Annotated in this window: 3 protein-coding genes; all 3 read left to right on the plus strand. The window is 58.9% G+C overall.

The features are described 5' to 3' along the window. Positions 1-33: 33 nt before the first annotated feature. The 3 genes from Q0X47_RS08590 to Q0X47_RS08600 are packed head-to-tail and all read left to right on the plus strand — an operon-like array spanning position 34 to position 2,654. Positions 34-711 carry a P-II family nitrogen regulator gene (locus Q0X47_RS08590; protein ID WP_297725068.1) on the plus strand — a complete coding sequence of 226 codons (678 nt, stop codon included), beginning with the start codon at positions 34-36 and terminating at the stop codon, positions 709-711. Beyond that, a complete protein-coding gene (locus tag Q0X47_RS08595) occupies positions 712-2,346 on the plus strand; it encodes a DUF1538 domain-containing protein (RefSeq protein WP_297725071.1) in 1,635 nt (544 codons plus the stop codon). Next, the gene (locus Q0X47_RS08600; RefSeq protein WP_169756030.1) at positions 2,343-2,654 is read left to right on the plus strand and encodes a P-II family nitrogen regulator; all 312 of its coding nucleotides are present in this window, start codon (positions 2,343-2,345) and stop codon (positions 2,652-2,654) included. Before Q0X47_RS08595 ends, Q0X47_RS08600 begins: the two co-directional genes overlap by 4 nt. The last annotated feature ends 114 nt before the right edge of the window (positions 2,655-2,768 follow it).

Consider the following 2,768-nt stretch of genomic DNA (forward strand, 5'->3'; position numbering starts at 1 on the left):
TAATATATTCTTCTAAGACAAGGAAGGTTTCCCATGCTTGAGAAAGACTGGCACAAGGACGCCGTGCTGCTCTACATTGTGGTCAATGACCAGATGGCCTCCAAAGTCATTGCCGAAGCGAAAAAACACGGGATTCGCGGCGCCACGGTGATGCTGGGACGCGGCACCATCAAAAACAAGTGGCTCAACGCCATCGGCATGATAGATTCCCGCAAAGAAGTCCTCATCATGGGGGCGGACACCGCAACCGCAAAAACGGCGATGGACGCCTTGGCGAAACGTTTCCACTTCGAGAAACCCAACCGGGGTATCGCTTTTGCGGTTGAGATGGAGGGCATCGCGGGAACGTCCGCCATCGAGCACTGGCCCGAACCTCCTGCGGACTCCGCTGCGCAACCCGTACAGTGGCAGCTCATCACCACCATTGTGGAACACGGTCGGGCCGAGTACGTGGTCGAAGCCGCGCAAAGTGCCGGGGCTCGCGGCGGCACCATCATCGCCGGGCGCGGCTCGGGGGTCGCCCAAACCGAACTGGTGCTGGGCATGGAAATCGAACCGGAAAAAGACATTGTGTTTATGCTGGCCCCGGCTCAAAATGCCCCCCAAATCGAGGACGCCATCGACCAGCGACTCGACTTGAATAAACCCAACCACGGCATTCTTTTCACCCAAAACGTGGTCGCCGTCAGCGGACTTTACCAGGGAGCTTAGATGAATACCCTAACCGCAAAGCTATGGGAAACGACCAAATCGGTCCTTCCCATTGCTGCTGTTGTGGTGCTGATGCATGTCACGGTCGTTCCCCTGCCGGGAGTGCTGTTGCCGCGTTTTGGGCTGGGCGCCATCGCGGTTATTGCCGGGCTGTCGCTGTTCCTGCTGGGGGTCGAGGTCGGTATCGCCCCTATCGGACGAATTATGTCCTCCACCGTGGTGAAGTCCGGACGGATTACGGTGGTCATGACAGTCACTTTCGTGCTGGGTTTCCTGTTGACCATGGCGGAACCGGATATTCTCATCTATGCCGCGCAGGTCAACACGCTAACCCGCGGGATAGTGTCCTCAATCCTGTTGATTATGGTGGTTTCAGCAGGGTTGGCGGTGTTGCTGTGCCTGGGCATGGTGCGGATTTTGCGCGGCTGGAAACTGCGTTGGGTGCTGCTGGGGTCTTATGGCCTGGTGGCACTGTTGGCGCTGGTGGCGCCCATGCAGTATCTGGCGATTGCTTTCGATGCGTCCGGCGCCACCACCGGACCGCTGACGGTGCCGGTCGTGTTGGCTTTCGCTACCGGGGTGGCGTCTTTGAAACGCGACTCGGCGCGCAGCGAAGCGGACTCGTTCGGGCTGGTGGCAATTGCTTGCGTGGGGGCGATTTTGGCTCTGCAAATTACGTCTATCCTGCTGCACTTGGGCGCCCTGCCGACCACCGGACCGACCCTGACCCCGGACACGACCCACCTCTTTGAACCGCTGGTGCGGCATTTCCCGATGGAAGCCCGCAGTGTCAGCCTCGCCCTCGCCCCGCTGCTGGCGCTGTTCCTGATTGGGAACGTCACGGTTTTCAAACTGCACAAGTCCGTGCGCCGCAGTGTCATCGCGGGTATCGTGATGGCGTTTTTGGGTCTGACTTTCTTCCTGACCGGCGCAAACGGCGGATTCATGGACGTGGGACGCACGATCGGGGTGAGCTTGGCGCTGCGCGGCAGCGCGCCGCTGCTGCTAGGTATCGCTTTTGCGCTGGGGTTCCTGGCGGTGTTGGCGGAACCGGCGGTACACGTCCTGACCGAACAGGTCCAGGAGGTCACTTCCGGTTCGGTGCGGGCTTCAGCGGTGATGGCAGCGATGGCACTAGGAGTGGGCTCGGCAGTTCTGTTGTCTACGTTGCGCCTGGTGATGCCTGGTTTAGAGCTGTGGCATATGCTGTTGCCGGGATACCTGGTGGCGGTCGGTCTGACGTTCGTGTCCTCCGAGCTATTCGGCGGGCTAGCTTTTGACGGCGGCGGGGTCGCTCCCGGTCCGATGCTGACCACGTTTGTGCTAGCTTTTGCCCAAGGTGCGGCTGCTGGCACACCTACTGCGGACGTGGTGGAGGACGGTTTAGGACTGATCACCATGGTCGCGCTGATGCCCCCGATTGTGTTGCAGCTGCTCGGTATCGTGTTCCAGGCTCGCGCCCGGCGCCGCACCAACCTACACAACAAAGACCCGTGGGCCGGCCCCACCCCTACTGGTGAAACCAAACCCAACTCGACCCACTCTGCTGGTGAAAAAACCACCACCCGCGCTTCTGCCGCCTCGGCAGGGCACCAACTGGCTGAAACCAGCCATCAAAAGAAGGAAAACTCATGATTCAGGTGATATTGACCGTCGTGGAAAAAGGCCACGCCGAAGAGGTTATCGACGCGGCGGTGCAGGCTGGCTCGCACGGTGGAACGATTATTAATGCGCGTGGCTCTGGGGTTCACGAGACTGCCACCCTGTTCGGTTTGGGCATTGAACCGGAAAAAGAGCTGGTGATAATCCTGGCCGACCAGGCGAATACTCCGCAAATAGTGGAGACGATTTACGAAACTCTGGATTTGCGCCAGCCCGGAAACGGCATTGTTTTCGTGCAAAACACGGCCCGTGTGCGCGGACTTTACCAACCGACAGAGTAGGGCGGGCACAGCGTACAAAACGGGCAAAGCGGGCAAAAAATAATAGTTGGAGGAAAACCTCTTGTTTTTTAGAGCGTACTATGATATACTGCTATTATCCTGATTTGAGGAGTC

This window comes from uncultured Mobiluncus sp. (genome assembly GCF_947254095.1).
Classification (GTDB): Bacteria; Actinomycetota; Actinomycetes; order Actinomycetales; family Actinomycetaceae; genus Mobiluncus.